Below are 25,596 nucleotides of genomic sequence, written 5' to 3'. Positions count from 1 at the left end.
CGTGCGAGGGCGACAGCACCGAGAATCTGCACCTGCATGGTCACGACCCCCAGTCTCTAGACGACGCAGAGCGCGCTGTAGCCGGCCGCCGAACCCGAAATCTCCCGACTAAAGCGTTTGACATGGTGCCCAGCCCGCCCCGATGGGGGGAAATATCATTTGAACCATCTGGAACGCGCCGTCGCGGTATGCCTCCGATCGGGCCAGCGCCGGACTCCGCCTGCTGGTACCGCGCTCACCGAACTTGGACCCGTCGGCGGTGGCGACTACAGCGCGTCACCACCACCTAGTGCTTCGGGTGATCACGGGTCACACGCGTGCCGTCCGGTCGCCGGCCGCCGGGGTGCGCCCGGTCGTAGGCTTCCAGCACGATCGCGGACAGCCTGCCGCGGTCGGAGATCCGGTAGCCGTGCTCGCGCGCCCACCGCCGCACAGCCTGCGCCACATGCGCGTCCACGCTGCGTACCGGCACCGGAGGGGTGCCCGGAACCCGGCGCGCGGCGCGCACGAACCGGTCGAGCGCGGCCCGCAGCCGGGCCGCGTTGGCGGCGCCGAGGCGGATCTCGAACCACACCCCGTCCAGGCCGAAGGACACCGACCGGACGTCGTGCCCGGTGTGCCCGTCCAGGTCGTCCACCGCCACGCGCACCACTCCCCCAGGTCGGACACTCACGCTCGGTGTCGATCCCGCGGCACGCTACCGGTGAGTTGACCATGGTGGGGATGCGGATCGCGAAGTATAGGAGAGGTATAGCGGACGGCCGCAGTGTTGACTTCGGGTGAATCCCCGGTTCCGGCCGCCGCCCGCACCACCTTCCCGGTCCGTCGACCGGACGCGGCACATCCCCGGCCCGCCTGGCTTGAAAAGAGTTCACGTCACCGCGATGGGCGTGATTTCCGATTTGTCCACTACGACCGCCACCGCCGCGACACCGCCGGTCGACCGCATATCCACCACTGCGGAAACCCGGACCCGGCACCGAATCGTCACGGCGTTACAGGAAGCGCCGACGCGGGGCTGCAAAATTTTTCGGGACCGCGGCCACCGAATGCGCGCGACGGCCCGGCGCACCGGTTCCGCACCGCTGGACCTTCGGGACCACGCGCTCGGCCCACCCCCCTCACCGAGCGGTTCAGGGGCGATCAGCGAGACTTGACGGCATGAACGACGAGCCCGACGACCGGACCAGCTTCGCCGACCTCGGGTTGCGCCCCGAACTGCTCCGGGCGCTGTCCGGCCTCGGCTACGAGGAGCCCACCCCCATCCAACGGGAAGCCATCCCGCCGCTGAGCGAGGGCCGCGACCTGCTCGGACAGGCCGCCACCGGCACCGGCAAGACGGCGGCGTTCGCGCTGCCCGTGCTGGAGCGCATGGCGGGCGGCGAGCGCGGGCGGCGGGAGCCGTTCGCGCTGGTGCTGGTGCCGACGCGGGAACTGGCGGTGCAGGTCTCGGAAGCGGTGCACCGCTACGGCCGGGAACTGGGCGCGCGGGTGCTGCCGATCTACGGCGGCCAGCCCATCGGCCGGCAGCTGCGCGTGCTGGAGCAGGGCGTCGACGTCGTCGTGGCCACGCCGGGCCGCGCGGTCGACCACCTCAGCCGGGGCACGCTGAAGCTGGAGCACCTGGAAGTCGTCGTGCTGGACGAGGCCGACGAGATGCTGGACATGGGCTTCGCCGAGGACCTGGACACGATCCTGGCCGAGACGCCCGCCGAGCGGCAGACCGTGCTGTTCTCCGCGACCATGCCCGGCCGCATCGACCGGCTGGCCCGCCGGCACCTGTCCGACCCGGTGCGCATCACCATCGGCCGCGAGCAGGCCGAACCGGGCGAGGCGCCGCGCGTGCGGCAGAGCGCGTACGTCGTGCCGCGCGCGCACAAGCCCGCCGCGCTGGGCCGGGTGCTGGACGTGGAGGCGCCGACCGCGGCGATCGTGTTCTGCCGCACCCGCGACGAGGTCGACCAGCTCACCGAGACGTTGAACGGGCGCGGCTACCGGGCCGAGTCGCTGCACGGCGGCATCAGCCAGGAGCAGCGCGACCGGGTGATGGCCCGGCTGCGCAACGGCACGGCCGACCTGCTGGTGGCCACCGACGTGGCGGCCCGCGGCCTGGACATCGAGCAGCTGACGCACGTGGTGAACTACAACGTGCCGTCCGCGCCGGAGTCCTACGTGCACCGCATCGGCCGGATCGGGCGCGCGGGCCGCGAGGGCGTGGCGATCACCCTGGCCGAGCCGCGCGAGCACGGCATGCTCAAGACCATCGAGCGCGTCACCAAGCAGCGCATCCACATGGAGAAGGTCCCCACGATCGCGGACCTGCGGGCGCGCCGGCTGGAGCTGACCCGGGCCGCGCTGCACGAGAGCCTGCTGGAGGACGACCTGGAGAGCTTCCGGGTCGTGGTGGAGACGCTGACCGACCAGTTCGACGTCATGGAGGTGGCGCTGGCGGCGGTCAAGCTCGCGCACGAGGCCACCGGCGCGGCGGCGGACGAGGAGGAGATCCCGGAGTACGTGCCGAGGACGGGCTCCGGCGAGCGCCGCGGTGGCGGCGAGCGCCGCGAGCCGCGCCGCCCGCGCCGCCCGTCCGCGGGCATGACCAGGCTGTTCGTCGGGGCGGGCCGCAGCTCGGGCATCCGGCCGCAGGACCTGGTCGGCGCGATCGCGGGCGAGGCGCGCCTCAACGGCCGCGACATCGGCGCGATCGAGATCGCCGACCGGTTCTCGCTGGTGGAGGTGCCGGACTCGGCGGCGCAGCAGGTCATCGCGTCGCTGCGGGGCGCGACCATCAAGGGCCGCAAGGTCACCGTGCGGCGGGAGCGCGACGACCCGCGCTGACCACGATCCGGGACAACGCCCCCAGCGGTTTGTCAGTTCGTCCTACGAACTAGTATGGTTCGTAGGACGAACTACAGATCGCTGGGGTGTGTTCGAGATGAGTCGTGTGGTCGTGGTGGGCGGTGGCTACGGTGGCGCCGCGGTCGCCAAGGCGCTGGACGAGGACGTCGACGTGGTCCTCGTGGAGCCGAAGGACGCGTTCGTGCACGCCGCCGGGTCGTTGCGAGCCCTGGTGCGGCCGGACTGGGCGCACAACATCTTCTTCCCGTACGACCGGTTGCTGTCCCGGGGTCGCGTGGTCCGGGACCGCGCCGCCTCGGTCGAACCGGACGGCGTCACTTCGGCCTCGGGCGAGCGGATCGCCGCCGACTACGTGGTGCCGGCCACCGGGTCCGGCTACCCGTACCCGGCGAAGACGGACACCGATTCGTCCGCCGAGGCGCTGGAGCGGTTGCACGCCACGCACAAGGAGCTGGCCGACGCGCCGCGCGTGCTGGTCGTCGGCGCGGGACCGGTCGGCCTGGAGCTGGCCGGGGAGGTCAAGGCGGTGTGGCCGGACAAGCGGGTGACCGTGGTCGACCCCGCCGGGCAGTTGGTGCCCGGGTTCGAGCCCGCGCTCCGCGAGGCGCTGCACCGCCGGCTCGACGCCCTGGACATCGACCTGCGGCTGGGCACGGCGCTGACCGAGGAGCCGCCGACCGGACCCGCGCAGGGCGGGACGTTCACCGTGGGCACGACCGGCGGCCCGATCACCGCCGACATCTGGTTCCGCTGCCACGGGGTGCGGGTCCACGGCGGGTTCCTGGGCGACGCGCTGGCCACCGCCCTGACGCCGCAGGGCCGGGTCGGGGTGACCGAGGCGCTCACCGTCGAGGGCCACGAGCGCGTGTACGCGGTGGGCGACATCACCGACCTGGCCGAGGCGAAGATGGCCGGGTACGCGTTGCAGCACGCCGAGGTGGTGGCGAAGAACATCATCGCGCAGGTGCGGGGCGAGCGGCCCGCGGCGACCTACCGCCCGTCGCCGGTGCCGTCGATCCTGCTGCCGCTCGGCCCCGACGCCGGGTGGGCCAGTTCCCCACCCCGGACGGCCCGACGCTGCTGCCGCCGGAGACCGTCGCCCGGTACAAGGGCGCGGACCTGTTCACCGGCCGGTTCGTCGAGCTGTTCGGTGTGGACCGTCAGCCCTGATCCTCGTTGAGCACCATGAACACCGGCGGCACCTCGTTGTCCCGCACCACGCGGGACAACAGGTCCGCGAGGGCTTCGCGCTCGCCGGCGGCCAGGCCGGACGGCAGCCGTTCGATCCGGCGGCACGTCTCGGCGTAGAACTCGTCGGCGAGCCGGCCGCCCTCCTCGGTCAGCTCGACCCGGACCGCGCGGTTGTCCGACGGGTCCGCCTCGCGGCGGACCAGCCCGCGCTTCGCGGTCCGGTCGACCAGGCCGCTCAGGCTCGACTTCGCCAGGCCCAGCACCTCGCCCAACTCGCTCATGCCGTAGGGCCGCGGCATGAGCACGCACAACAACTGCCCCTGCTGCTGGGTCAGGCCGTACTCGCGGGCGGAGTCGGCGTAGACGGCGTCCACCAGGAACGTGGCGCGCACCAGCGCGGTGACGATGCCCATCCGCTCACCCACAGCCTTGGCCATGCGCGCCACGATACTCGTTCGTGCCGCGAACCAACTATCGGGAAGGAATCCCCGATGTCGTCACGCAAGCCGCTGTTCGGGGTCGGGATCAGCACGGCCGTCCACCGGGCCGCGGACAGCCTGCGGCAGGCCGTCGACGCCGACCGCGCCGGGCTGGACCTGGTCAGCGCCTCCGACCACCCGTACTTCGGCGACCGGCTGGACGCGTACGCGCTGGTGGGCGTCGCGCTCGGCCGCACGACCGGCATCACGGGCCTCGTCAGCGTGACCAACCTGCCGAACCGGCCCGCGCCGGTGCTCGCCCGCACGGTGACGTCGCTGTCGGAGCTGACCGGCGGCCGGATCGTGCTGGGCGTGGGCGCGGGAGGGCTGTGGGACGACATCGCCCGGATGGGCGTGACCCGGCTGACCCCCGGCGCGGCCATCCGCGCGCTGGAGGAGGCGATCACGCTGGTCCGGGCGTTGTCCGGCGGCGGTGACCCGGTGACGTTCGACGGCGAGTTCTACCGGGTCGAGGCGCTGCACCCGGCCCGCACGCCCGCGCCGCCGGTGTGGACGGGCTCGGTGGGGCCGAAGTCGCTGGCGGTCACCGGCAAGCTCGCCGACGGCTGGATCCCGGGCCACGCGGCGGACTGGCTCAGCGAGCGCTACCGCACGTCCCGGCCCGTCATCGACGAGGCGGCGGTGGCGGCGGGACGCGACCCGCGGGACGTGGCCACGATCTACAACCTGCCGGGCGCGATCTCGCCGACCCCGCTCGCCGCGACCCGCGACGCGGACGGCAAGTGGGTCGGCGGCTCGGTCGCCCAGTGGGTCGAGGAGCTGACCGGCGCGGTGCTGGAGCACGACGCGGCCGGGTTCGTGTACTTCCCGGTCCGCGAGCCGCTGACCGACGTCGCGCTCGGGACGTGGGCGAACGAGATCGTGCCCGCGGTGCGCGAAGCGGTCAGCTGACCGGCCGCACGGGGTGGTCGACCGGCGCGGAGAGGTCCACGCCGCGCCACGGCTCGCGCCGGGACCCCACCTCGTCGCCCCAGTGCCGCACACCGGTCCAGCCCGGGTCGCCGGTGGCGCGGAAGTCGACCCACGCCCGAAGCATCCGCCGCGACAGCGCGCTCGTCGTCACCGGCCGGTCCGCCGATCAGGCTGAACCCACCGTCCTGGCCGGCGCTGTCGAGGTTGCCGAACGAGAACGGCACGTCCGCGGTGTGCCAGGCGGGCGGCCGGGTGAACCGCGCCAGGAACGCCCGGCCGTGCGCCTCGGCGATCCTGGTGGTGGGCTCGCCGAACACGAAGTCGCCCGCGAGCCGCACGGCGGCGTCCTCGAAGTGCTCGTACGCGGCCACGACGTGGTCCGGGATGCCCCACTCGCGGCCGAACTCACGCAGGTCGGCGGGCGGCCGGAACGTGCCCACCGCCTCGAACAGGGCGTACTCGACGTCCGTGTGGCACAGCAGGGCGTCGACGTCGGGCGCCACCGCGGGCAGCGCGTCGGCGACCGGCCCGAACAGCACGGGGTCGTGGCTCAACGGCCCGGTGCGCTGCGCGGCGGCGAGCGCGTCGGCCGACGCCACCGCCGACTCGGGCGTGCGCGGGTCTATCCACTCCGCGACGCGGCGCGCGAACCCCGGGGTGTAGACGCGGTTCGGCACGCTGTGCGCGATGAGCCGCCGCACCGGCTCCGACGCCGCGAGGAACAACGCCGACCCGGCGCCCGCCGACTGGCCGCCGACCGTGACGTTGCCCGGGTCGCCGCCGAACACCGCGATGTGCTCCCGCACCCACCGCAGCGCGGCCCGCTGGTCGAGCAGCCCCCGGTTGTCGGGGTGGCCGTCCACGTGCCCGAACCCCTCGAACCCGAGCCGGTAGTCGCACGTCACCACGACCAGCCCGGCGCGGGCGAGCGCGGTCCCGTCGTAGTCGGGCTGCGCCGACGAGCCGAACGTGTAAGCCCCGCCGTGCACGTAGAACAGCACCGGCCGCGGCCCGTCCGGTGTGGACGGGGCCCACACGTCGAGGGACAGCACGTCCTCGTCGCCGGGCCGCCACACCGGGGCGCCCGGCAGCCGCGCCGACTGCGGCGCGATCGGGCCGAACTCCCGGCAGTCGCCCGCGCCCTCGACCGGGACGGGCGCGGCGAACCGCCGCGCGCCGAACGGCGGCTCCGCGTACCGGATGCCGAGGAAGGCGTCCACCCCGGCGTCGACCGCCCGGCCCCTGAACTGTCCACGTCGCGTCATCAGCGCCTACCCTGCCATGATGGGTGATCCGCTGAACGCTCGAGAGGACGCCGCCGAGGCGTTGGGGATGGTGGCGCGGGCCGCCGGGCCGTACCTCGACGCGCTGCCGCACCTGCCGGTGCGCGACGCCACGCACGCCCACCTGGTCGACGACCTGGACGGACCGCTGCCCGGGGCCGGTGACGGGACCATCGCCGCCGTCGCGGACCTGCTGCGGATCGGGACCAGGGCCGCCACGCACTCGTCCGGGCCCCGGTTCTTCCACTTCGTGGTCGGCGGCGCCACCCCGGCCGCGCAGGCGGCGGACTGGGTGACGTCGCTGCTGGACCAGGCCACCGGCCTGTGGCTGACCTCCCCGCTGGCCGCGCGCGCCGAGACGGTGGTGCTGCGGTGGTTGAAGGAGCTGTTCGGGCTGCCCGCGTCGCACGGCGGGGTGCTGACGCCGAGCGCGACGGCCGCGAACCTCACCGGGTTGGCGTGCGCGCGGCACTGGTGGGCCGGGCGGCACGGGGTGGACGTGGCCGCGGCCGGCCTGGCCGGGCTGCCGCCGATGCCGGTGTTCTCCAGCGGGTACGTGCACCCGAGCAGCCGCAAGGCGCTGCAACTGCTGGGGTTGGGCCGGGACGTGGTGCGGACGCTGACCCGGGACGACGCGGGCCGGCTCGACGTGGCCGCCCTGGACCGCGAGCTGGCGTCGTCGGGCCCGGCCGTGCTGATCGGCAACGCGGGCGAGGTCAACGGCGGCGACTTCGACCCGCTGGACGAGCTGGCCGACCTGGCCGAGCGGCACGGGGCGTGGCTGCACGTGGACGGCGCGTTCGGCCTGTTCGCCGCCGTGTCCCCGCGCACCGCCGGGCTGGTGCGCGGCGTGGAGCGGGCCGACTCGGTGGCCGCGGACGCCCACAAGTGGCTCAACGTGCCCTACGACAGCGGCATGGCGTTCGTGCGGGACCCGGCGGCCCTCGAACGCACCTTCGGCGGCTGGAACACCGCCTACCTGCCCGACCCGGACGACGAGTTCGTCAACTACAACACCCGCGGCCCGGAGTCCTCCCGCCGCGCCCGCGCGTTCCCCATCTGGGCCACCCTGCGCGCCTACGGCCGCGACGGCCACCGCGCCATGGTCGAACGCCACCAGGACCTGGCCCTGCGCCTGGGCCGCCGCATCTCCGAATCGCCCGACCTGGAACTGCTGGCCCCGATCACCGTCTTCATCGTCTGCTTCCGCTACCGCCCGCCCGGCGTGCCCGAGTCCGAACTGGACGACCTGAACCGCCGCCTGGGCGAAGCCCTGGTCGAGGACGGCCGGGTCTACGCGGGCACCACGGTCTACCGGGGCATGGTCGCCCTGCGCCCGGCGATCGTGAACTGGCGGACCACGGAGGAGGACGTCGACCTCCTGGCCTCCGTGGTCCGCGAACTGGGCGCCGGTCTGCCTCGCACGTCCTGACCCCGGGTTGGCGACTCCCGAGGTCGCCGCTGCCGCCCTCCGACCTCGGCCGGCCCACTGCTCCGCCCAACGGACCATCCGGCCGTACGACCGGAGCACGGTCGGATCGGGCGGTCACGGCCCACCCCACTCGGGTTCACCGGCACGACGCCGGGACGGCTGAGGATCCGCGGTGGGCCCGCGAGTCCGCCGGTGCGTGCCGGTCGTAGCATCGACGGCGTGCGGAACGCGATCACCGATGTGCCGGGAGTGCTGGTCGGGCACGCCACGCGGGTCGGTGGCGGTGCGTTGACCGGTGTCACGGCCGTGCTGTTCCCGACCGGGTCGCTGTCCACTGTGGACGTCCGGGGTGGCGCGCCGGCGACGCGGGACACCGCCGCGCTCGATCCCCGGTACGGCGGGCACGCGGTGCGCGGTGTCGTGTTGACCGGTGGCAGCGCGTACGGGTTGGCGGTGGCGGACGGGGCGGCGCGGGAGTTGGGGGCGTTCGTGCCCGCGGCGGCGTTGTTCGACCTCGGGCGCGGTGGTGACTTCCTGGCCCGGCCGGGGGCCGACGAGGGTGCCGAGGCGGTGCGGAACGCGGGGGTCGAGGTGGCCCAGGGCAACGTCGGCGCGGGCACCGGCGCGCTGAACGCCGCGGTGAAGGGCGGCCTGGGCACGGCGAGCGCCGTGCTGCCCGGTGGCGTCGTCGTCGGCGCGGTCGCGGCGCTCAACGCGGTCGGCCCGTCGGTCGACGTGGGCACCGGCCTGCCGTTCGCCGCGCACCTCGGCCTGCCCGGCGAGTTCCCCACCTACCAGGGTGACGACCTGGAGGCGGCCCGGGTCGAGGGCCACGCCCAGCCGTTCAACACCGTCATCGGCGTGGTCGCCACGAACGCCCGCCTTCCGCACCTGTTCGCCCTGGCCAACGCCGCGCAGGACGGCCTCGCGACCGCCGTCCGGCCGGCGCACGGCCTGACCGACGGCGACACGGTGTTCGCCACCTCGACCGGCACCCACGACGCGGGCGACGTCGACCTGCTGCTCGCCGCCGCACGGGCGGTGTTCGCGCGGGCGCTGGTCCACGGCCTGCTCCGCGCCCAGTCCGTCACCACGCCGTGGGGTCACCTCCCGGCGTACCGGGAGCTCTACCCGCGCACCGCCGCCACCTACCGGGGGAACTGACCATGCACGCCATGCACTACGAGATCACCCTGCCCGCCGACTACGACATGGGCATCATCCGCACCAGGGTCGCCACGCGCGGCTCGGCGCTGGACGCGTTCCCCGGGCTGGGGTTGAAGGCTTACTGCGTGCGGGAACGCGGTGTCGACGGGTCGCCGGTGAACCAGTACGCCCCGTTCTACCTGTGGCGCGCCGTCGAGGGCATGAACAGCTTCCTGTGGGGTCCGGGGTTCCGGGGCATCATCACCGACTTCGGCCGTCCCACCGTGCAGCACTGGACCGGCCTCGCCTTCGAGCGCGGCACGGCCGCCGAACCGACGGCGGCGACCAAGCGCACGTGGCGGCTGCCCGCGTTCAGCGACCCGACCGAGGCGATCGACGAGGCCCTCGACGAGCTCGCGCGCCTCAAGGACGACCCCGCGCTGCACTGCACCGCGCTGGCCGTCGACCCCCGGAACTGGGAGCTGGTGCACTTCAGCCTGTGGAGCGCGGCGCCGGAGGCGGAGGTCCGCTTCCGGGTGCTGCACCTGTCCCGGCCGGAGCTGGACGACCTCAGCGCGGGCCGCCACTGGTAGCCCGCGTCCGGCCCGTCCCGGGGTCGCGGGCCCGGTCGGCGTAGGGCACGGACAGGTAGCCGACCAGGTCGAGCACGCCGCCGCTGGTGCGGTCCAGCTCGCGGGCGAACGCCAGGATGTGCCCGTCGACGCGGTCCATCAGCCACGCCAGCAGCACGACCACCACGTCGGCGAGCAGCCCCACCTGGAACGGCATGTCCTCGCGCCGTCCCGCGGTGACCGCGCTGGCGAAGTCGGTCATGCCGCGCTGGGTCAGCTCCAGCGGCCCGGTCTCGATCGCCCGCTTCATCGAGTCGACCACCAGCGGCAGCACCGACGCCCACACCTCGCGCGGCGCGACCTCGCAGATCAGCCCGCCGCTCAGCGCCGCGGTCCACAGCGCCTCCGGGTCGCGCGCCCGCACCGCGCCGACGGCCAGGTGCGGCAGCAGCTCCGCGCCGCGCTCCCACGCGCCGGTGGCGACGAGCTTCGACACGGCGTGCCGGTAATGCCCCAACGCCGGCCCGTGCTCGCCGCGCGCGGTGAGAACGCCGCCCAGGTCGTCGTGGAACGACGCCACCTCGGCCGCCGCGCCGACCTGCTCGGCGCGGGCCAGGCCGACTGCGGCGTAGTGCTGCGCGGTCTCCAGGTCGCCCCGGTCCCGGTGGCACGCGCCGAGCCGGCGCAGCGCGGCCAGCTCCTGCCGGTCGTCACCGAGGTCGCGGAACAGCTCCACGGCCCGCGACCCCGCCTCGATCGCCTCGGCCAGCTCGCCCCGCTCGCGGCGGCGGTCGCACTCGGCGAGCTTGAACGCGGCCTGCCGGGCCCGTTCGCCCAGCTCCTCGGCCAGGTCGTGGCCCTCGACCGCGTAGCGCAGGGCGGTGTCGGGGTCGGCGTCGCCGAGGCCGTCGAGCAGGGTGATCGACTCCAGCTGCCCGGGTCGGTCCCGTCGGGTGCGGTGGTCGTCGTACGCCAACCGCGCCGCCTGGCCGGCTTCGTCGGTTCTGCCTTCGCGCATCAGCAGCCTCGCCATCCGCAGCAGGACGTCCGCTCGGTCGCGGCACGCGTCGCCCAAGCCCACACACCGTTCGAAGTCCGCGAGCGCGGCCCCGTATTCCCCGCGCCGCTCGGACCGGGCGCCGGTCAGCTCGAACCTGGTCGCCCACAGGGCTTCCAGCTCGTCGTCGGGCAGGTCCAGCCCGGTCAGCAGGGCGTCGACCCGCTCGACCAGGGCGGCGGCCCGCTCGTCGTCGTCCTCGAGCCTCAGCTCGGCCAGCAGCACGTCCGCGTAGGACGGGCTGTCGGCGACCGCGCCGGTCTCGGCGACCTCGCGCAGCGCCGTGAGCTCCCGGTGCAGCACGGGTGCGAGCGGGTCGGCGCAGTCGCGGGCGGCGGCGGCCAGCAGCTCGCACCCGGTCAGCGCGGCCTCGGCGTCGGTGGTGGACCGGTCGCGCCACTCGTCCAGCCTGCCGTTGACCGTGCCGACGTACAGGTAGGACCGCTCGATGCCGCCGGGCGTGCCGGTGTTGACGATGGCGCGGGCGGCGGGCGTCTCCTCGGCGGTGAGCCGCCGCACGACGGTGCGGGCGAACCCGGCGGCGAGGTTGGGCGGGATGGTCCACAGGGTGCCGATGTAGCCGCGCGCGCCGGCGCGGACGAACTCGCGGCCCAGCCGCGTCCACGAGCGGCACGAGTTGTTGAACACGATCGGCCGGTGCCGCAGCGTCACGGGCAGGTCGTCGTCCGGCAGCGTGTCCTCGCCCAGCACGATCGCGTCGTCGGCGTCGTGGCAGTTGAAGAACACCAGCTCGACCGGCAGGTCCGCGACGAGGTCGCGCACCACCTGCGGCGAGGCGTCCTGGTGGGACAGCACGATCGGGTGCGTGTGGTGGCCCGGCGACGCGGCCGTGCCCGGCAGTTCGCGGAACGCCCCGGCGTCGACCACCAGGCTGAACGCGCCGGGCTCGCGCGCCGCGCCCGCCCGGTGCAGCTCGGTGAGCACGACCAGCGTCGGGTCGGCCACCACGTGCCCGATGGGCTTGCGCGCCCAGTTCACGTCCTCGGTGTGCACGAACGAGTAGGGCAGGCCCGTGGTGAACGCGGTCAGCCGGCGGTCGCCGACGCGGGCGACGACCTCGGCGGGCACCTGCGCGGTGACCACCGCCTCGACCGCCGCGTACGGGTCGTGGCCGCCGGAGGACAGGTACCGCCACAGCGCCTCGACGAACCCGATGCCCTTCACCGCGTCGCCGATCGCCCCGGCCGCCGCGGTGACCCGCTCCTGCTCCTCGGCCACCACCGAGCCCACCTCGACCAGGTCCGGCTCGGGCGTGATCACCAGCCGCGCGCCGCGGTGGTGCGCGTACACCGCGGCCACCAGGTCGTCCACCCCGCCGGTGCGCTCGACCAGCACGGCTTCGTCGCCGTCGTCCGGGTTGTGCCCCTCGAACGGCACGGGCGGCGCGTCGTCGTCCACGCGCAGCGCCGCGCCCGTGCGAAGGGCGGTGAACAGGGCGGCGACGAAGTCGGCGTCGGGCGCGACGTCCAGCGTGCGCTCGGGCTCGCCGCCGCGCAGCACCTCCCACGCCTTGGCGGTCAGCCCGACGGGGTCCTCGCACGGCAGGTGCAGGCGTTCGGGCAGGTCGGGGAACACGTCGGTGTCGGGTTCGGCGAGGAACACCGCGCGGCGCACGCCCGTGGCGCCGAGCAGGGAGGCCAGCAGCCGGTCGTGCCGGTGCGAGGAGGAGTCCGGGGGCCGCAGCGCGACGACGGGCGTGACGCGGTCCGCGGGCAGGCACGACACCACCACCGCGGCTTCGCGCACCTGGTCCGGCCGGCACACCACGACCGTGTCGCCGACCTGGAACACGGGTTCGCTGATCACGGTGACGTCCAGGTCGGACCGGCCCGCGGGCAGCCGCACGGCCACCCCGCCGTCCTCGACCTCGCACGGCTCGGAGCCGGACACGCGCAGCGTCACCGAGTGCGACAGGGCGAACGACACCCCGTCGTCGGTGGCGGTGGCGGGCGCGTCCACGGCGAGCCGCCAGCGGGCGGGCGCGGGCAGGTCGAACCGCAGCCGCAGCACCGCGCGCACGTCGGCGTCCCGGGTCTCCTCGACCAGCAGGTCCCGCGCGCCCGCCTCGGCGGTCAGCTCCTCGCCCGCGTCGACGGGCGCTTTGCCGTGCACGTCGAGCAGGACGGCACGCAGCAGCCCCGCTTCGAAGCGGAAGCGGATTCCGTGCGGAGCACCGAGGTCCACTGGCTCACGACCCTTGCAAGCGAGGAGTGTCCACCGGGTAAAGGAGGTGGCGGGCAGAAACTACGCCACCGGAGGGCCCGACCTGTAGCAGATCCGCCGGGTAGTCGCGGTTGTTACACCCCGGGGCGTTCAGAGCGGGCCGCGGGCGTCCACCGGGCGCGGCGGTGCCTGCCCGCCGCCTGCACCTGGTCGCGGCCGAGCCGCTTGGCCTCGTACAGCGCCGCGTCCGCCGCGGCGAGCAGTCCGGACACGGTGTCCTCGGCGACCTCGGGCCACACCGCGATGCCGATGCTGACGGTGAGCCCGGCGACCACGCCGCCGTCGCCGACGTCCACGAGCACCCGGTGCACCTCCGAGCGCATCCGCTCGGCGATGGCCACGGCCTCCTCGTGGTCGACGCCGGGCAGCAGCACGGCGAACTCCTCGCCGCCGAAGCGGCCGACCGAGTCGCCGCGCCGGACCGCGCCCTCCAGCGCCGTCGCGATGCGCCGCAGCACCAGGTCGCCGGTCTGGTGGCCGTGGGTGTCGTTGATGTCCTTGAAGTGGTCGACGTCGATCATGAACAGGCCGACGCGCGCGCCGGGCGGCTGCTGGCGGGTGCGCTGCAGCTCCAGCGTGGCCTGGAGGTGCCAAGCCTCGGCGTTGAGCAGGCCGGTCTTGGTGTCGGTGCGGGCGGCCAGCTCCAACTGGTGGATGAGCACGGTGCGGTGCAGGGCGACGGCGGCGACGACCATCGGCAGCGCGAACCCGGGCCACCACGCCACGGCGAGGGCGACGAAGCCGCCCAGCGCGAGCTGGCCCGCTTCGAGCAGGTTGTCCGCGCCGCTGCCGAGGGCGTCGCGCACCGGGCGGGGCCGGACGGTCAGCAGGATCACGCCGGCCACCAGGGCGGTGTTGACCAGCCACTGCGCCGCGCCCGCGCCGACCAGGCCGACGAGGTCGAGCGGGCCGTCGGGCCGCCCGGCGCGCAGGTGGTCGCGCAGGCCGGTGAGGTCCGCCGCGGTGCTCGCGGCGAGCGTGGCCAGCACCATCATCGACGTGGTGAACACGTTGCGGTGCGGTGGGCGTGAGGCGTCCCAGCGGCCGACGACCCACCACCGGTGCGCGTACATCAGCACGACGAGCGCGACGGCGAGCGCGGGCGGCAGCACGATCGCGCCGGCCAGCATCCAGATGCTGCACAGGTCGACGTGCGGCAGGTGGCTGTGGTCGCGGCGGATGCGCTCGATCCAGCGGGAGCTGTGCAGGTGCAGCGCGGCGCAGCCGAGCAGGACGGCGAACGGGGTCCAGGAGTCGGCGGGCACGGGCCGGGCAGCGGTGGCGGCGATCGCGAGGACGGCGAGCAGATCCACCGACAGCACGTACACCAGGGCCTGCCCCGGCAGGGACCATAGTGACCAGCGTCGATCGCCCGACGACGTCGAACGCGCTCTGCCCATGGTTCCTCACGACCGTCTGCCCCGGACCGCCCTGGCGTCCGGACGGAGGGTCACAGTAATGGTGACCTGTGTCGATGTCAGCCGCTACCGGGGTGACGCACCCCGCGGGGAGGTGAGCGCGGTGCGCGACAAGATCTGGTGAAACCGCAGGTCGGCGAGGTGTCGAGACGGGAGTGAGGTGTGGTTGTGCGCGACAAGATCTGGTGATCCCCCGGATGCCCGGTTCCGCGGGCCGATCGCGAGCCACGTCGAGGGGAGGTGCGCCGCCATGCGCGACAAGATCTGGTGAAGACCCGGAGCCCTGACCGACGACAACGCCCTGGAGCACGTGCGGGCCGCGGTGAGCACTGCCACTCCCGCGGCCGGCGCGGTCAGCCGACGCGCGCCCGCACCAGCCACAGGCACGCCGTCGCGGCGCCGATGCCGCTGAGCACGAGCGTGGCGCGCAGGCCGACGGCGTCGCCGAGCAGGCCGCCCACCAGCGCCCCCGCGGGCGCGGTGCCCCAGACGGCGGTGCGGATGGTCGCGTTGACCCGGCCGTGCAGCGCGGCGGGCGTCGCCTCGTACCGCACCGGCACCTGGTGCACGTTGTAGAGCTGGAGCGCGAACCACATCACCGCCACCGCGCCGATCACGAGCTGGTCCACCGCGACCAGCGCCTGCCCCGCGCCGGTGGCCACGACGGCGCCGGCCATCGTCCGCCGCCGGCCCCACCGCTCACCCAACCGGGCCGCGACGAGAGCGCCGAGCAGCCCTCCGACCGCGCCGACGGACAGCGTCACCCCGGCTTGCGCCGCGGACAGCCCCAACGCCGAGACCAGGTGCAGGAGCACCACGACGGTGAAGGCGTTGAACCAGAAGACGTGGGTCGCCGTGCACAACGTGACCCGCCGCAGCCCCTGGTGCCCGAACACGGCCCGCACCCCGGCCCACACGCCCGCGCCGGCCTGCGGCCGTTCCACCACCCGCACCCACAGCAACGTCACGGCCGCGACGAGGAAGCTGACCGCGTCGGCCACCAGCGCGCCGGCCGCCGTGATCGCCCCGACCAGCCACCCGCCCAACGCGGGTCCCGCGACCTGCGCCGTGGCCTGCCCCACCTCGACCACGCCCTGGGCGCGCGTCAACTGCGCGGCCGGCACCACCATGGGCACCAGCGCCAGCCCGGCGATGTCCCCGAACACCGCGAACGTCCCCGCCAGCGCCGCCACCGCGGCCAGCACCCCGACCGTCAGGACCCCGAGCCCGGCGGCCACCGGCACGACCGCGAGGCTCACCGCCTGCCCGACCGCGCACACCCCGGCCACCACCCGCCGCGGCAACCGGTCCACCCACACCCCGGCCGGCAACCCGAACACGAGGTACGGCAACCGCCCGCACGCCGCCACCAGCCCGACCTCGAACGCCCCCGCGCCCAGCGTCAGCGCCGCCACCAGCGGCACCGCCACCACGGTGACCTGCGACCCGACGAGCGACACCGACTGCCCGGCCCACAGCAGCAGGAACGACCGGTTGCGCCTGAGCACCGTCAGGCGACCGCGGCGGGAGCGACGCGGGACCACGCGGTGGTGGCGGTGAGCGCCAGGACGGTGCCCGCGACGCCCGCGACGGCGATGGCGGTGGTCGCGGAGCCCGTGGCGGAGGCCAGCAGGCCGCCCGCGGCGACGCCGAGGCCCTGCGCGGCGACCAGGCCGCTGCGGGCGAAGCCCAGCGCCTGGCCGCGCTGCTCGTCGGGCACCAGGCGGACGAACGTCGCGCCCGCCGTCACCTGGTAGGCGCTGAACACCCCGCTCACCGCCAGCAGCGCCACCGCGCCCACGAGGTTCGGCGCGAACAGGTACCCGACCAGCGGCAACGCGGTGGCGACGGCCAGCAGGCCGAGCAGCCGCACGCGCGTGGACGCGGGCAGGAACCGCAGCAGCACGGTGCCCAGCACCATGCCGGCCGGGTCGGCGGCCAGCAGCAGGCCGACACCCGCCGCACCCGCCCCGACCTCCGCCGAGAACGGCGCGGCCAGCCCTTCCGGCACCACGGTGAACAGCGCCAACCACCCCAGGCCCACCAGCAGCCGCAGCCTCCGGTCCCGCCACACCAGCGCGGCCCCGGCCCGGATGCGCACGTGCGCGGCGGGCACGAACGCCGGCGCGGGGCGTTTCCGCAAGCCGAACCGCAGCAGCAGCGCCGACAGCGCGAACGTCAGCGCGTCCGCCAGCAGCGCCCCGGACGTGCCCAGCCACGCCACCACCAGCCCGCCGCCGACGAACCCGAGCAGCAGCCCCGCCTGGTGCGTGATCAGGTGCACGGACTGCCCGGCCTCGTACCGCTCCCCCAGCACGGTCGGCAGCAGCGCGCCCTGGGCGGCGGCGAAAGGCGGTTCGGCGAGCTGCGCGACCACCAGCAGCGCGGCGACCAGGGGCAGCGGCACGCCCGGCACCGCCATCACGGCCAGCAGCACGGCCCGCACCGCGTCGGCGACCACCATCACGGTCCGCCGCGGGTACCGGTCGGCCAGGCCGGTCAGCAGCACGCCCGACACCAGCGCGGGCAGCATCGTCAACGCGTAGGTCAGCGCCGTCCACGCGGCCGACCCGGTGCGCTGGAACACCAGCACCGACAACGCCACCCGGGCCAACTGGTCGCCGACGGTCGACAGCACCGCCGCCGACCACAGCACCCGGAACTCCGGCACCGCGAACACCGCGCGGAACCCCGTGCCCCCGACCACCGCTCCCCCGATCCGACGCGACCGATGAGTTCCCCGGGCGCGCGCCGTCTCAAGTTGTGCGGCGTGCGACCGGCACGTCACCGTACAAGCCCGGAGGGTGAGCATGAGCGAGGTTGCGCGGATGACGGTGGCCTTCACGCAAGAGGCCGAACGGCACCGGCACGAGCTGCGGGTGCACTGCTACCGGCTGCTCGGCTCGTTCGACGAGGCCGAGGACCTGGTGCAGGAGACGTTCCTCAAGGCGTGGCGGGCCCGCGACACGTTCGAAGGGCGGTCGTCGTTCCGCGCGTGGCTGTACCGGATCGCCACGAACGCGTGCCTCGACGTGATCGACCGCCGTCCCGCGCACGCCACCACCGACGGGATGCCGGTGGCGGACGTGCCGTGGTTGCAGCCGTTCCCGGACGCCCTGCTGGACGCCGAGCCGGACGCGGAGGTGGTGGCGCGGGAGACGATCGAGCTGGCGTTCCTGGCCGCGGTGCAGCACCTGCCCGCCAAGCAGCGGGCGGTGCTGGTGCTGCGGGACGTGCTGGGCTGGCCGGCGAGCGAGACGGCGGCGTTGCTGGAGGAGACGGTGCCCGCGGTGAACAGCGCGCTGCAACGCGCCCGCGTCACCATGCGCAAGCACCTGCCGCAACGGCGGTCCGACTGGTCGGGCGAGCCGAACCCGCGCGAGAAGGCCGTGGTGCGCAAGCTGGTCGAGGCCACCGAGAGCTGCGACATGGCGCTGATGGCCTCCGCGTTGCGCGAGGACGTCACGTGGACGATGCCGCCGCAGCCCGAGTGGCACCGGGGCCGGGACACCGTGATCGACATCTGGACGCCGGTCATGGTGGGCCCGGAGGCGTTCGGCGAGTGGAAGGTGCTGGTGACGTGGGCGAACCGGCAGCCGGCGCTGGCCAACTACGCCCGCAGGCCCGGTGCCGAGCACTTCACGCCGGTGGCGCTGGACGTGCTGCGCGTCGAGGGCGACGAGATCGCGGAGGTCGTCACGTTCCCGTCGGACCGGTTCCCGCTCTTCGGCCTGCCCGCGACGCTGTGACCTTCGACGTCAGGCTGGTCACCGTGGCCGACGAGCGGCCCTACGACCCCGGCGAGTGGCGTGACGCGCTGGTGGTCGTGCTCAGCGGCACGCTCGACCTGGACGGCGAGCTGTTCGCCGAGGGCTCGGTGCTGGCGCTGGCGGGCCTGCCGCTGCGGGTCCTGCGCCGGCACGGCGGGCGGCCCGCCGTGCTGGTCGCGATAACCCGGTCAGCGCCCGGCGAACACGCCCCTGGCGAAGGCGACGAGGTCGGCGGGCGGCTCCGCGGGCACCTCGACCTCGTGGGGCGGCTCGGGGTCGTACTCGATGAACAGCTGGGTGAACCGGGCCCGCTCGTCGCCCCAGAGCAGGCCGACGAGGGTGAGCGCCAAGTCGATCCCGGCCGAGACCCCGGCGCCGGTGACCACGGACCCGTCGACGACCACCCGGTCGGTGCGCACCACCGCGCCGCGGGCGGCCAGCTCGTCGCGCAACGCCCAGTGCGTGGTCGCGGGCCGGCCGTCGAGGACGCCCGCCTGCGCCAGCAGCGTCGACCCGCTGCACACCGACGTGGTCCAGGTCGCGGTCGGGTGCACCTCCCGCAGCCACGCCGCCACCACGCCCTCGGCCAGCACCTCCGCCCAGCCACCGCCGCCGGGCACGACGATCACGTCCGCGCGGCGCAGCTCGGCGAACGTCGTCGTCGGCACGACCACCAGCCCCGCGTCGGTGGTCACCGGGTCGGGCGAGGCGGCCACGAAGTGCGCGGTCACCTCCGGCTGGTGGGCCAGCACCTCGTACGGCCCGACCAGGTCGAGCGCGGTCATCCTCGGGTAGAGCACGAAAGCCACGTCCACGTCGATCCCCCTCCTAAGCCGCACCGGTGGTGCGGAACCTGTCGCGGTACCCGCCCGGCGTCACGCCGAGCACCCGCACGAAAGCCCGGCGCAGCGTCTCCGCCGAGCCGAACCCGGCGCGCCTGGCCACGACGTCCAGCCCCTCGTCGCCGGACTCCAGCGCGGTCGCCGCCGCCTCCACGCGCACCCGCTCCACGTACCGGGCGGGTGACACGCCGACGCGGCGCGGGAACACGCGCGCGAAGTGGCGCGGGCTCATCGCGGCCCGGCGCGCCATCCCCTCGACCGTCCACCCGGCGGCCGGGTCGTCGGTGATCGCGTCCAGCACGGCCCGCAGGCCGGGCTCCCGCACGGGCGGCACCCGCGACCGGACGCTGAACTGCGACTGGCCGCCGGGGCGCTGCAGGAACACCACCATCCAGCGGGCGATCAGCCGGGCCAGCGCGGCGTCGTGGTCCTGCTCCACCAGGGCCAGCGCGAGGTCGATGCCCGCGGTGACGCCGGCGGACGTGACCAGCCGCCCGTGCCGCACGTAGATCGCGTCCGGCACCACGTCCACCGACGGGTGCTCGGCGGCGAGCCGGTCGCAGTACGCCCAGTGCGTGGTGGCGCGGGCGCCGTCCAGCAGCCCGGACGCGGCCAGCACGAACGCGCCCGTGCACACGCTGGCCACCCGCCGCGCGCCGGCCGCGACGCGCCGCAGGTGGTGGCGCAGCTCGGCGTCACGGGCGGCGTCGGCGAACGTGAAGCCGCCGACGACCAGGACCGTGTCCACCCCTCCGGACACCTCCCGCAGGTCCTCGGCCTCCATCCGCAGCCCGCCGGTCACCTCGAACCCGCCACCACCCATCGCCGCCAACCGCACGCGGTAGCCGTCGGGCGTCCCCCGGCCGTCGCGCGGCGGGTCGGCGGTGCACGCCCGGTTCGCGCCGGCGAACACGTCCGCCGGACCCGCGATGTCGGTCAGCGCCGCGCCGTCGTACCCGACCACCAGGACCTCGCGTTCCACACCACTCACCCTCTCCCCCTCCGATGAGGGCGGCAACGACCGGCGACCCTCGATTCCGGCCACGCTACGGTCGGCGACCGTGCTGAGGATCGAGATCGACGGCGGACCGCCGACCACCGACCGGCTGGCGGCCGGCCTGCTGGCCAACTACGGGCACTTCACCGCGATGCAGGTCCGCGACCGCCGGGTGAAGGGTCTGGACCTGCACCTGCGGCGGCTCGACGCGGCCAACCGCGAGCTGTACGGCGCGGGCCTGGCGGGCGACCACGTCCGCGCCCTGATCGCCCACGCGCTGGGCGACGTGCGCGACGCGGCCGTGCGGGTCGTCGTGTTCGGCCTGGGCGAGCCGTCGGTGCTGGTCGCGGTGCGCCCGCCGACCACGCCCCCGGTGACGCCGCAGCGCCTCGTGCCGGTCACCTACACCCGCCCGTTGCCGCACGTGAAGCACGTCGGCGGCTTCGGCCAGATCCACCACGGCAAGCGCGCCGAGCAGGCCGGTTACGACGACGCGCTGCTCACCACGTCCGACGGCGTGGTGGTGGAGGGCGCGATCGCCAACATCGGGTTCTTCGACCACGACGGCGGCGTGGTGTGGCCGCGGGCCGACTGGCTGCACGGCATCACGATGCAGCTGCTGGAACGGGAGCTGCCGACACGCCGCGAGGTGGTGCGGCTGGCCGACGTGGGCCGTTACCGCGGCGCGTTCCTGGCCAACTCGATCGGCCTGGTGGGCGTGTCGCGGATCGACGACGTCGAGTACCCGGTGGACGACCCGGCGCTGGACCGCGTCCGGGCCGCCTACGACGCGGTCCCCGCCGACCCGGTTGAGTAGATCCACCGATGCCGCCACGCCCCGGTCGCGGGAGCGTGGGCGCGTGATCGACTACCGGGTGCCGTCGCAGATCGCCGCGGTGTGGGTCGTGACGGGGCTGTCCGCGGCGTTCGTGGGCTGGCTGGTGCTGTTCGGGTTCTTCGTCGGGAGCGCCGCGCTGGTCGGCGTCGGCATGCTCGGCCCGTTCGTCGTGGTGTACCTGGTCGGCACGCTCGTCCCGGCCGGCAGCCCCTTGACGGCCGGGCCGCTGCGCCGGGTCGGCTGGGCGGCGCTGGTGACCGTGCTCGGGCTGGTCGGGGCCGTGTTCTACCACGCGGTGGTCGAGGCGAGCACGCCCGCCAAGCCGCCGACGTGGCTCGTGCTGCCCGCCGTCGGGACGCCGTTCGCGCTGGTCGCGGCGATGCTGGCGCACGGCCTGGCGGTGCGGCTCGCGGCCGTCGCGGTGACCGTCGCCGCCGTGGCCTTCGGCCTGTGGTTCCCCACGACGATGCCCGCCGACGACCCGGCGTCCCGCATCCGGAACGCCGGGGTTCCCGGTGGTGTGCTGCTGATCGCCACGCCGGAGGGGTACCTGTTCCCGTCGTTGAGCGTCGACCAGGACCGGGTGACCTACCGGTACACGCCATCGGCCCCGGTCGGCGCGTTCGACGCGTCCCCGCGGCTCGTGGTGCGGCCCGCGACCGACGAGGAGGTCGAACGCTTCCTGCCGGCCGCGCCCGGCCGCCGCGACCGCGACGTGCTGCGCCCGTTCGCGGACACGTGGGCGCGCCTGTTCTGATCAGACCGCCGGCGGCCGGTCCTCGTACGGGGTGGACAGCACCACGGTGGTGCGGGTGGACACGTTCGCCACCTCGCGGATCTGCCGGAGCAGCTCCTCCAACGCGTGCGGCGACGCGACCCGCACCCGCAGCACGTACGACGCGTCCCCGGCCACCGAGTAGCACGCCTCGATCTGCGGCAGGTGCTCCAGCCGTTTCGGGTAGTCGTCGGGAGCCGCCGGGTCGATCGGGGTCAGCGAGATGAACGCGGTCAGCGGCAGGCCGATCTCGTCGCCGTCCAGCCGCGCCGCGTAGCCGCGCACCACGCCGCGCTGCTCCAGCCGCCGCACCCGCTGGTGCACGGCCGACACGCTCAGCCCCACCCGTTCGGCGAGGTCGGTGAAGCTGCACCGGCCGTCGGCGGCCAGTTCGCGCAGGATCGCCCGGTCTATCGGCTCCAGGTTCGTCACGCGGGCAACACCACCAGCTCGTGCGGTCGGTTGTTGACGCTCTCCACGCCGTCGGCGGTCGCGATCACGATGTCCTCGATCCGCGCGCCCCACCGGCCGGGCAGGTAGATGCCGGGTTCGACGCTGAACGCCATGCCCGGCTCCACCGGCAGGTCGTTGCCGCTGACGATGTAGGGGTCCTCGTGCACGTCCAGCCCGATGCCGTGGCCCGTGCGGTGGACGAAGTACTCGCCGAAACCCGCGTCGGCGATGATGTCGCGCGCCGCCGCGTCGACCGCTTCGCACGTGACACCGGGCCGCACGGCCTCGACGGCCGCCTGCTGCGCCGCCTGAAGAACCGCGTAGGTCTCCCACACGTCCGCGTCACGCGGCTCGCCGAGCACGTAGTTGCGGGTGGAGTCGGAGTTGTAGCCCTCTGCCACAGGACCGCCGATGTCGACCACCACCACGTCGCCCGCCTCGATCACGCGGTCGGAAAGGTCGTGGTGCGGCGACGCGCCGTTCGGGCCGGAGGCGACGATGACGAACTCCGCCAGCACGTGCCCCTCGGCCACGATCGCCGCCGCGATGTCCGCACCCACCTCGGCCTCCGTGCGCCCGGGGCGCAGCCACTCGGCCATGCGGGCGTGCACCCGGTCGATCGCCGCGCCCGCCTTGCGCAACGCGGCCACCTCGGCGGGGTCCTTGCGCATCCGCAGCTCTCGCAACACGGGCCCGGCCAACACCTGGTCCCCGCCCACCACGTCGCGCAACCGCAACGTGTGCAGCGCGGGCATCATGTCGGAGACGGCCGTCCGAGTACCCTTCAACGCCCGCTTGACCAGCGCGTACGGATCTTCGCCGTCGACCCACGTGGCCACTTCGACCCCGAGCGCGTCGGTGGGGATGTCGACGTAACCGGGCTGCTCCAACTTGGGCACCACCAGGACCGGCGTCCCCCCGACCGGCACCACCAGACAGGTCAACCGCTCGAACGACGTCCCACCGGCACCGAGGAGGTAGCGCAGATCCGAACCGGGCGCGATGAGCAACGCGTCAACGCCCGCGATGGAGGCGGCGGCAGCGGCTCGGTCGAGCCGCGCCCTCAGCGCGTCCACGTCCACGGGCCCAACTTGGGTCGACATAGGAGGAAGCCTAGTCGTGCGAGCCCCATCCCACGCCACAAGCCACCACACCCCACCGTTCTCCCCCGTTCGAGCCACTTCCACCCCGACCAGCCTTTTTCTTCCCCCGCCCTCCCCCAACGGGTGAACCTCAGAAACCCGATCCCCCAAAACGCCGTTACCGAACCTGTCAAACGTCGGTTGAAACAACGAGGCCGCCGGCAACCACCCCCACACCCGAACCCCGCCACCCCTCCCCAACCCCACCCGCCATCCCCCTCCCCAATCCCAATCCCACCCGCACCCCCTACCCCCCACCCGCACTCAACGGAGTTATCCACCAGCCCGGAACGACAGACCACCGGAAGCGCACCGCCCAAAGAACCTGCCGCCGGGAGTTATCCACAGGACCAGAGCGGGCGACCCGCGATGTCGGAGGTCTCTGGCAAGCTGTCCCAGGTGAGCAATCCGCTGGTCCTGATGGACGCCGCCAGCCTGTACTTCCGGGCGTTCTACGCGCTGCCCGAGTCGATGACCGCCCCGGACGGCACCCCGGTCAACGCGGTGCGCGGGTTCGTCGACACGATCGCGAAGGTCATCACCGAGCGGAAGGCGAGCCGCCTGGTCGCCTGCCTGGACGCCGACTGGCGCCCGGAGTTCCGCGTCGCCGCCCTCCCGTCCTACAAGGCCCACCGCGTCGCCGAAGGCGCCGTCGACGGCGAGGAAGAGGTGCCCGACACCCTCACCCCGCAGGTGCCGATCATCCTCGACGTGCTGGACGCCGTGGGCATCGCGACCGCCGAGGCCGCCGGCTACGAAGCCGACGACGTCATCGGCACCCTCGCCGCCCGCGAGACCACCGACCCGGTAGAGGTCATCACCGGCGACCGCGACCTGTTCCAGGTCGTGCGCGACGAACCGACCCCGGTCCGCGTCCTCTACCTCGGCCGCGGCTGGGCGAAGGCGGAGCTGCTCGGGCCGCAGGAGTTGGCCGCCAAGTACGCGCTGCCGGTGCACGACGCCGGGCGCGCGTACGCCGGGATGGCCGTGCTGCGCGGCGACCCGTCCGACGGCCTGCCCGGCGTCGCCGGCATCGGCGAGAAGACCGCGGCGAAGCTGATCAGCGAGTTCGGCTCCCTGCAAGCCGTCCTCGACGCAGTCCACGACGGCCGCGACCGCAAGCTCACCACCCGCGCCCGCACCGCCCTGCTCAACGCCCAGGACTACCTCGCCGTCGCACCGACCGTGGTCAACGTGGCAACCGACGCCGACATCGTCATGGACCGCCCGGACCTCGTGCCCGCCGCCCCCGTCGACCCGGACCGCGTCGCCGAGCTGACCCGGCGCTGGGGCCTGGGCAGCTCCCTGCCACGGCTGCTGTCCGCGCTGGAGCGCCGCTGAGCCGCCATCACGAAGCGGTCGGCGGCGAGCAGACGACTGCCACCGGCCAACCACTGAGCCCAACCATCGAGGCCGACCGCTGACTTCGGCGACCGTCGACTGGCCGCCGGTCGAGCGGCGGCTGGTGGCTGGTGGCTGGTGGCTGGTGGCTGGTGGCTGGTGGCTGGTGATGGTCGGTCGACAGTGGACGGTCGGCGGTGTGGCGACGGTCGAAGTTGGCCGAGCCGGGTCGGGCCGGGTCGGTGGTGGCGGCTGTAGCGTGCGCCGGGTGTGCGTTTCGACTGACGATGCCGAGTTCGACGGCACGATCCTCTACGCGGGCCGGTGTGGTCATCGGTTGCACGGGCGCGTTGAAGTGCTCGGGTATCAGAACCGGGCGGTGAATTTGGCCGCTGGACCCAACGCGATGGTGCTCCACGTGCCCGCGGTAGGGGTGACGCGGGAGAACTTCCTGTCGGCCGGGCGCGACGGTGAGGTGCTCACCAGGATGGTGGAAGCGGTGCGTTCGCACGTCGTGCCGGTGGATTCGCCGATGTCGATGGACTGGACGGACGGCGGCGTGGAGGTGTTCGCGCACGACATCTACACGGTGGTGTTGGCGTCGGATCCGACGCGGATTCCGCAGGCGTTGGAGCAGGTGCCGCCGAACCGGAGGCCCCGGGTGGCGGCGGAGTTGTTCCGGTTTTACGGCGATGTGTTTCCGGGGCACACGATCGTGTTGTGTTGCTTTGAGGTTGTCCCCTTGAACCGGACACCTTGATCCCAGACAGCGCTCTGGGGGAAGGATGTCCTCCGTGTCAGGCAAGTCGAAGTACCCCGAGCAG

General features: G+C 74.1%; 21 protein-coding genes and 1 pseudogene. 11 read left to right on the top strand and 11 right to left on the bottom strand.

Annotated features, from left to right (window positions below; all coding sequences use genetic code 11):
* Positions 1-286: 286 nt before the first annotated feature.
* Positions 287-643 (bottom strand): Lsr2 dimerization domain-containing protein, encoded by a 357-nt coding sequence (locus tag ACIQMJ_RS27795; protein WP_499763946.1) that lies wholly within the window; start codon positions 641-643, stop codon positions 287-289.
* A gap of 518 nt (positions 644-1,161) precedes the next feature.
* On the opposite strand from ACIQMJ_RS27795, the gene ACIQMJ_RS27790 reads away from it, so the two are divergent.
* Positions 1,162-2,838, top strand: a complete 1,677-nt coding sequence (locus tag ACIQMJ_RS27790) for a DEAD/DEAH box helicase (RefSeq protein WP_499763945.1) — start codon at positions 1,162-1,164, stop codon at positions 2,836-2,838.
* A 97-nt stretch (positions 2,839-2,935) separates the two neighbouring features.
* Positions 2,936-4,039 carry an NAD(P)/FAD-dependent oxidoreductase gene (locus ACIQMJ_RS27785; RefSeq protein WP_499763944.1) on the top strand — a complete coding sequence of 368 codons (1,104 nt, stop codon included), beginning with the start codon at positions 2,936-2,938 and terminating at the stop codon, positions 4,037-4,039.
* Here ACIQMJ_RS27785 and ACIQMJ_RS27780 read toward each other — a convergent pair.
* Positions 4,020-4,487, bottom strand: a complete 468-nt coding sequence (locus tag ACIQMJ_RS27780; protein ID WP_499763943.1) for a MarR family winged helix-turn-helix transcriptional regulator — start codon at positions 4,485-4,487, stop codon at positions 4,020-4,022. The two genes, ACIQMJ_RS27785 and ACIQMJ_RS27780, sit on opposite strands and share 20 nt — an antisense overlap.
* Before the next feature lie 54 nt (positions 4,488-4,541).
* On the opposite strand from ACIQMJ_RS27780, the gene ACIQMJ_RS27775 reads away from it, so the two are divergent.
* On the top strand, positions 4,542-5,441 hold the full coding sequence (locus ACIQMJ_RS27775) for an LLM class flavin-dependent oxidoreductase (protein WP_499763942.1): 900 nt from the start codon (positions 4,542-4,544) through the stop codon (positions 5,439-5,441).
* Positions 5,442-6,151: 710 nt separating this feature from the next.
* Here the strand turns inward: ACIQMJ_RS27775 and ACIQMJ_RS27770 are convergent.
* Positions 6,152-6,727, bottom strand: a pseudogene (locus tag ACIQMJ_RS27770) (carboxylesterase family protein); the annotation flags it as partial.
* Between the two features lie 19 nt (positions 6,728-6,746).
* On the opposite strand from ACIQMJ_RS27770, the gene ACIQMJ_RS27765 reads away from it, so the two are divergent.
* From ACIQMJ_RS27765 to ACIQMJ_RS27755, 3 genes are all read left to right on the top strand, one after another.
* Entirely contained in the window at positions 6,747-8,177 is a 1,431-nt protein-coding gene (locus ACIQMJ_RS27765; RefSeq protein ID WP_499763941.1) for a pyridoxal phosphate-dependent decarboxylase family protein, read from the top strand.
* A 219-nt stretch (positions 8,178-8,396) separates the two neighbouring features.
* On the top strand, positions 8,397-9,341 hold the full coding sequence (locus ACIQMJ_RS27760; RefSeq protein ID WP_499763940.1) for a P1 family peptidase: 945 nt from the start codon (positions 8,397-8,399) through the stop codon (positions 9,339-9,341).
* A 2-nt stretch (positions 9,342-9,343) separates the two neighbouring features.
* The gene (locus ACIQMJ_RS27755) at positions 9,344-9,916 is read left to right on the top strand and encodes a DUF4865 family protein (protein WP_499763939.1); all 573 of its coding nucleotides are present in this window, start codon (positions 9,344-9,346) and stop codon (positions 9,914-9,916) included.
* Here ACIQMJ_RS27755 and ACIQMJ_RS27750 read toward each other — a convergent pair.
* The 4 genes from ACIQMJ_RS27750 to ACIQMJ_RS27735 all read right to left on the bottom strand — a co-directional run bounded on the left by ACIQMJ_RS27750 (position 9,894) and on the right by ACIQMJ_RS27735 (position 17,321).
* Complete coding sequence (locus ACIQMJ_RS27750; RefSeq protein WP_499763938.1) at positions 9,894-13,157, bottom strand: hypothetical protein; 3,264 nt, start codon at positions 13,155-13,157, stop codon at positions 9,894-9,896. The two genes, ACIQMJ_RS27755 and ACIQMJ_RS27750, sit on opposite strands and share 23 nt — an antisense overlap.
* 113 nt (positions 13,158-13,270) lie before the next feature.
* The gene (locus tag ACIQMJ_RS27745; RefSeq protein WP_499763937.1) at positions 13,271-14,596 is read right to left on the bottom strand and encodes a GGDEF domain-containing protein; all 1,326 of its coding nucleotides are present in this window, start codon (positions 14,594-14,596) and stop codon (positions 13,271-13,273) included.
* Positions 14,597-14,967: 371 nt separating this feature from the next.
* A complete protein-coding gene (locus tag ACIQMJ_RS27740) occupies positions 14,968-16,122 on the bottom strand; it encodes an MFS transporter (RefSeq protein WP_499763936.1) in 1,155 nt (384 codons plus the stop codon).
* A 2-nt stretch (positions 16,123-16,124) separates the two neighbouring features.
* Positions 16,125-17,321, bottom strand: a complete 1,197-nt coding sequence (locus ACIQMJ_RS27735) for an MFS transporter (protein WP_499763935.1) — start codon at positions 17,319-17,321, stop codon at positions 16,125-16,127.
* A 97-nt stretch (positions 17,322-17,418) separates the two neighbouring features.
* Here ACIQMJ_RS27735 and ACIQMJ_RS27730 point away from each other — a divergent pair, with 97 nt between their 5' ends.
* Positions 17,419-18,363: an RNA polymerase subunit sigma-70 gene (locus tag ACIQMJ_RS27730; protein WP_499763934.1), complete on the top strand. Its 945-nt coding sequence runs from the start codon at positions 17,419-17,421 to the stop codon at positions 18,361-18,363.
* A 209-nt stretch (positions 18,364-18,572) separates the two neighbouring features.
* On the opposite strand, the gene ACIQMJ_RS27725 is transcribed toward ACIQMJ_RS27730, so the two are convergent.
* On the bottom strand, positions 18,573-19,199 hold the full coding sequence (locus ACIQMJ_RS27725; RefSeq protein WP_499763933.1) for a DJ-1/PfpI family protein: 627 nt from the start codon (positions 19,197-19,199) through the stop codon (positions 18,573-18,575).
* Between the two features lie 13 nt (positions 19,200-19,212).
* The gene (locus tag ACIQMJ_RS27720) at positions 19,213-20,208 is read right to left on the bottom strand and encodes a GlxA family transcriptional regulator (RefSeq protein ID WP_499763932.1); all 996 of its coding nucleotides are present in this window, start codon (positions 20,206-20,208) and stop codon (positions 19,213-19,215) included.
* A gap of 79 nt (positions 20,209-20,287) precedes the next feature.
* Between ACIQMJ_RS27720 and ACIQMJ_RS27715 the strand changes: the two genes are divergently transcribed.
* A complete protein-coding gene (locus ACIQMJ_RS27715; RefSeq protein WP_499763931.1) occupies positions 20,288-21,040 on the top strand; it encodes an aminotransferase class IV in 753 nt (250 codons plus the stop codon).
* 43 nt (positions 21,041-21,083) lie between these two features.
* On the top strand, positions 21,084-21,818 hold the full coding sequence (locus ACIQMJ_RS27710; protein ID WP_499763930.1) for a hypothetical protein: 735 nt from the start codon (positions 21,084-21,086) through the stop codon (positions 21,816-21,818).
* On the opposite strand, the gene ACIQMJ_RS27705 is transcribed toward ACIQMJ_RS27710, so the two are convergent.
* Positions 21,819-22,268 (bottom strand): Lrp/AsnC family transcriptional regulator, encoded by a 450-nt coding sequence (locus ACIQMJ_RS27705; protein ID WP_181320534.1) that lies wholly within the window; start codon positions 22,266-22,268, stop codon positions 21,819-21,821.
* The gene (locus ACIQMJ_RS27700; protein ID WP_499763929.1) at positions 22,265-23,392 is read right to left on the bottom strand and encodes a M24 family metallopeptidase; all 1,128 of its coding nucleotides are present in this window, start codon (positions 23,390-23,392) and stop codon (positions 22,265-22,267) included. The genes ACIQMJ_RS27705 and ACIQMJ_RS27700 overlap by 4 nt, the downstream gene beginning before the upstream one ends.
* Before the next feature lie 438 nt (positions 23,393-23,830).
* Between ACIQMJ_RS27700 and ACIQMJ_RS27695 the strand changes: the two genes are divergently transcribed.
* Complete coding sequence (locus ACIQMJ_RS27695) at positions 23,831-24,772, top strand: 5'-3' exonuclease (protein ID WP_499763928.1); 942 nt, start codon at positions 23,831-23,833, stop codon at positions 24,770-24,772.
* 124 nt (positions 24,773-24,896) lie between these two features.
* Positions 24,897-25,532, top strand: coding sequence for a hypothetical protein (locus ACIQMJ_RS27690; RefSeq protein WP_499763927.1), 636 nt, complete (start codon positions 24,897-24,899; stop codon positions 25,530-25,532).
* The last annotated feature ends 64 nt before the right edge of the window (positions 25,533-25,596 follow it).

Source organism: Actinosynnema sp. NPDC091369, assembly GCF_044757065.1.
Classification (GTDB): Bacteria; Actinomycetota; Actinomycetes; order Mycobacteriales; family Pseudonocardiaceae; genus Actinosynnema.
The sequence above is the reverse complement of the archived record's forward strand: the minus strand, read 5'-3'. Positions and strand labels throughout refer to the sequence as shown.

Excerpts from the sequence above, each read along its gene's own strand:
- ACIQMJ_RS27780 (WP_499763943.1), bottom strand. The coding sequence starts at position 4,487 with ATGGCCAAGGCTGTGGGTGAGCGGATGGGCATCGTCACCGCGCTGGTG.
- ACIQMJ_RS27700 (WP_499763929.1), bottom strand. The coding sequence starts at position 23,392 with ATGTCGACCCAAGTTGGGCCCGTGGACGTGGACGCGCTGAGGGCGCGG.
- ACIQMJ_RS27775 (WP_499763942.1), top strand. The coding sequence starts at position 4,542 with ATGTCGTCACGCAAGCCGCTGTTCGGGGTCGGGATCAGCACGGCCGTC.
- ACIQMJ_RS27765 (WP_499763941.1), top strand. The coding sequence starts at position 6,747 with ATGGGTGATCCGCTGAACGCTCGAGAGGACGCCGCCGAGGCGTTGGGG.
- ACIQMJ_RS27785 (WP_499763944.1), top strand. The coding sequence starts at position 2,936 with ATGAGTCGTGTGGTCGTGGTGGGCGGTGGCTACGGTGGCGCCGCGGTC.
- ACIQMJ_RS27745 (WP_499763937.1), bottom strand. The coding sequence starts at position 14,596 with ATGGGCAGAGCGCGTTCGACGTCGTCGGGCGATCGACGCTGGTCACTA.
- ACIQMJ_RS27755 (WP_499763939.1), top strand. The coding sequence starts at position 9,344 with ATGCACGCCATGCACTACGAGATCACCCTGCCCGCCGACTACGACATG.
- ACIQMJ_RS27790 (WP_499763945.1), top strand. The coding sequence starts at position 1,162 with ATGAACGACGAGCCCGACGACCGGACCAGCTTCGCCGACCTCGGGTTG.